This window comes from Pseudomonas sp. SDO5591_S426, from assembly GCF_054070755.1.
Genome location: NZ_JBSVXD010000309.1, coordinates 1 through 4053, shown reverse-complemented (window position 1 = coordinate 4053; position 4053 = coordinate 1). Strand labels below are relative to the sequence as shown.

At 61.5% G+C, this 4053-nt stretch carries 2 protein-coding genes; both read right to left on the bottom strand.

The window, feature by feature from the left end; genetic code table 11:
* Positions 1-109: 109 nt before the first annotated feature.
* On the bottom strand, positions 110-2836 hold the full coding sequence (locus tag ACW9JC_RS29055) for a FimV/HubP family polar landmark protein (protein WP_457459342.1): 2727 nt from the start codon (positions 2834-2836) through the stop codon (positions 110-112).
* Between the two features lie 87 nt (positions 2837-2923).
* A complete protein-coding gene (locus tag ACW9JC_RS29050; protein ID WP_457459341.1) occupies positions 2924-3934 on the bottom strand; it encodes an aspartate-semialdehyde dehydrogenase in 1011 nt (336 codons plus the stop codon).
* Positions 3935-4053: the final 119 nt, after the last annotated feature.

Here is a 4053-nt window from a genome sequence, read left to right as displayed (position 1 = left end):
TACAAGGTATCGCATGTCCTTCTGTAGGCGCTGCCGAAGGCTGCGATCTTTTGATCCCACAAGCAAAAACGGCAGCCTCAATGGGCTGCCGCTTTGTCCAACGATTAACTTAAGCCAGACGCGAAAGCATCTCCTTGGCTTCGCTCTTCTGCCCGGCGTCGCCTTCGGTCACCACTTCATTGAGGATGTCGCGGGCGCCGTCGTTGTCACCCATGTCGATGTAAGCCTGGGCCAGATCGAGTTTGGTAGCGACTTCGTCGGTGCCAGAGAGGAAATCGAAGTCCGGCTCGTCGTCGACGGTAGCCAAGGCATCATCCACGGTGAACGTTGGCTCGCTGATGCTCTGGGACAGGCGATCCAGTTCGGCGTTGACGTCATCCAGCTCGGACTCGAATGCATTCGGAGTCGTTGCAGCGTCCATCTCGTCGGCCAGCGACAAGTCGAAATCGGCCGGCAGCTCCAGGTCGTCCAGCGGCGCTTCGGCCACGACTGGCGCTTCGACCGGCGGCAGATCCTTCACGCCCTCATCCAGATCCAGCAGGAAATCGTCTTCCGCCAGAATGGCCGGGGACGGTTCGGCACCGAGGTCCATGTCCAGATCGAAATCCGACAGGTCGTCGAGGTTTTCCTTGATTTCAGTCTGCTGCTGCAACACCGATTCAAAGCTCAGGTCGTCGTCCAGCGGGAAATCTTCCAGCTCGTCCAGAGTCGCAATCGGTTCCGGTTCCGGTTCCGCCTGCGGCGCTGGCGCAGCAGCTGCCGGAGTGATGTTGTCCAGGTCATCAAGACTCAGATCGAACGCACTGTCGAGATCGTCGACGGCTGGGGCTGGAACGGGTTCAGCCGCGGCCGGCGCAACGTTTTCCAGGTCGTCGAGACTCAGATCGAAAGCACTGTCGAAGTCGTCGTCAATCGGCGCGGGCTCTGATTCTGGTGCTTGCGGCTCATCCAGCAACAGATCCTTGACGTATTGCGCGTCCAGCTCGGCCGCGACGGCAGCAGCGGCGATACCGCCAGCAGCGACCAGAGCCATGGCCGGGAAACGGCTTTTCAGTTTTTCGACCTGGGCGAAGTTTTCGCCATTGGCCACCAACTGACGCTCTTGAACCACGAACGCATCGCGGTCGCCCTGCAGACCGTAGACTTCCATCAGCTTGAGACGCAGATCACTGCGCTGCGGCTCTTGCTTGATGCCCTCTTCCAGCAGCGCGGCAGCCTGGTTCAGGCGACCGGCAGCGATGTGCGACTGGGCTTGACCCAACACATCGTCCGAGCGCTCGGCGGCTGGAGCGACCAGCGGCGCTGCGATCGGTGGCGTTACCACAACCGGGGTAATCACTGGCGCTGGCGCAGGTGCCGGAGCGGTCGCAAGCTTCACGCTTGGCGGTGGAACTTCCAGGCCTTCGAAGCTGCTTTCCGGCAGGTCGAGTTCGGCGGAGAACTCTTGCTCTTCGGACAAGGCACGGGCCATGCGCAGGTGTTTCTCGGCTTCCTGCTGGGCTTTACGGCGACGTGCCAGCAACAGCAACAACAGCAAAACGACTACCGCCCCGCCACCGGCCAGACCCAGCAGCCACGGGTTGGTCAGCAATTCGTTGAACTTCTGCTCGTCGGAGGCAGCCGGTTTTGGCTCGACGGGTTGTTCGGCTGGCGCCGGAGTGGCTTCAGTAGCTGCCGGCACCGCAGCCACAGGCTCGGCAGGCGTTGCAGTCGGATTGGGCGCCAGCTCAGCGGTGATCGCCGGAGCGGTCGCGGCGGTAGCGGCAGCCGGCGCGCCCGCGGCGCCTTCGGCCTGCAACTTGGCCAGTTGATTGTTCTTCAGTTCGATCAGGCGTTGCAGCTTGTCCATCTGACTTTGCAGATCGGCCACGCGGCTTTTCAGTTCGGCATTGTCACGACGGGTCGTGTCGAGGCTTTCCTGGGTGACGGCCAATTTGTTGCCCAACGCCTTGGCGTCGCCTGCCTGACCTTTGCCACCGGCCTTGCCGGACTCGGCGGAAACCAGGCTCAGCTTGTCCTGACCGGCCTGCGTGGCTGGCGCGTCACCGCGACCGCGATTGGTCGCATCGAGTTGCTGCTGGCCGGTGCCAGGCTTCGCCACATAGCGACGACCCTGGCGCCACGCGGTGTTCTGCGCCGCCACTTCGGCAATGGCCTTGGGTTGCGGCAGGTTGGTGCTTTGCGTTTGATCCGGCAGGCGCAGCACTTGCCCGGTTTTCAAGCGATTGATGTTGCCGTCGATGAAGGCATCCGGGTTCAGCGCCTGGATCGCCAGCATGGTTTGTTGAATCGAACCGCCGTTACGCGCCTTCGCGGCGATTTCCCAAAGGGTGTCACGCGGCGTGGTGGTGTATTGGGTCGGTTGGGTTGCGCCGGTGACAGGCGTGGTGCCGGTCGGCGCCGGTTGCGCAGCCGCTTCAGCGGTTTGCGGCGAGAATTTGGACGGATCGAGCAGCACGCTGTAGTCGCGCAGCAAACGACCGTTGGGCCACATCACTTGAACCAGGAATTTCACCATCGGTTCGGAGAGCGGCTTGCTGGAAGTCACACGCAGGATGCTTTTACCACTGGCGTTAAGCACCGGGGTAAAGGTCAAGTCGTTGAGAAACGCCTGGCGGTCGACACCCGCCTTGGCGAAATCTTCAGGTGAAGCCAGGCTCGGCACCACTTCGGCAGCGGTGAGATCCTTGACATCGAGCAGCTCGATTTCCGCCACCAGCGGCTGGTTGAGCGTCGATTTCAGGGTCAGCTCCCCGAGCCCGAGGGCATGCGCCATACCGGAGGACAGCGCCGAGGCGGCCGCTATTGCTAACACCAGTTTGCGAACTTGAACCATAGCTCATCCTTAGTTTGAACATTCCTCGGCCAGCGAGAAGGTGTTGATTGCCGCTGCCGTAGGGCGTTGCGCGCGATCAAGTATCTTTTACAGCAGGTCTTTAATCAACAACTCAGCCAGCTGCACAGCATTGAGCGCGGCGCCCTTGCGTACGTTATCTGACGTCAGCCAGATATTTAGTTCCGACAGGTCGTCGATACCGTGGCGAACCCGACCAACGTAGACCACATCCTGCCCCACCGCATCGCCGACCGCAGTCGGATAATCACCGGCCTCGACCAGTTCGATGCCGGGTGCGTCTTCCAGTGCGGCGTTGACTTTCGTCAGGTCGATTTCGCTCGCGGACTGCAGGGTCACGCTATAGCTATCGCCAAAAAACACCGGGGCTTGAATGCAAGTGACGGATATTTTCAGAGAAGGCAGCGCCATCACCTGCCGCAGCTCTCGCACCAGGCGTTTTTCCAGCAGGGTATGGCCCTGCTCGTCCGGCTTGCCGACTTGTGCCAGCAGGTTGAAGGCCATCTGCCGATCAAAGAACTTCGGCTCCAGCGGACGCACATTGAGTAGCTCGGCGGTCTGCCGCGCCAGTTCGCTGACAGCCTCGCGACCTTGAGCCGACACCGCCAGGCTGGCGGTCAGGCTGACGCGCTGCAAGTCGAGCAAACCCAGCAATGGCGCGAGCACCACCGCCAGCGTGGTAGCCGATGGGCTCGGGCTGCTGACCTGGAATGGCTTTTTCAGACCGGCCAGCACTTGGGCGTTGGCTTCCGGCACCACTTGCGGCGCCTGATCGGCGGGCAAGGCGCCGGACAGGTCGATGATCGAGCAACCGGCAGCGGTAGCGCGGGAAGCGAAACTCAGGGTCGCTGCCGGGCCTGCGGCAAAGAACACCAGTTGCACTTTGCTGAAGTCGAACTCATCGGCTTCGCGCACACGCACGTTCTTGCCGCGAAACGGCACCGAACTGCCGGCGGATTCGCTACTGGCCAGCAAGTGCAGGTTGCCGATCGGGAAGTCGCGCTCTTCGAGAATCTGCACCAGCGTTTCGCCGACAGTACCGGTGGCGCCGATCACGGCAATATCAATGGACTGGCTCATGGTTCTACCTCTGGCGAAACGGGGGGAGCGGCACTTTACCGGGTGGGTAGCTGTTCGGCAATTTAGAGCAAAAGATCGCAGCCTTCGGCAGCTCCTACAAAGGAATGCGAACACCTGTG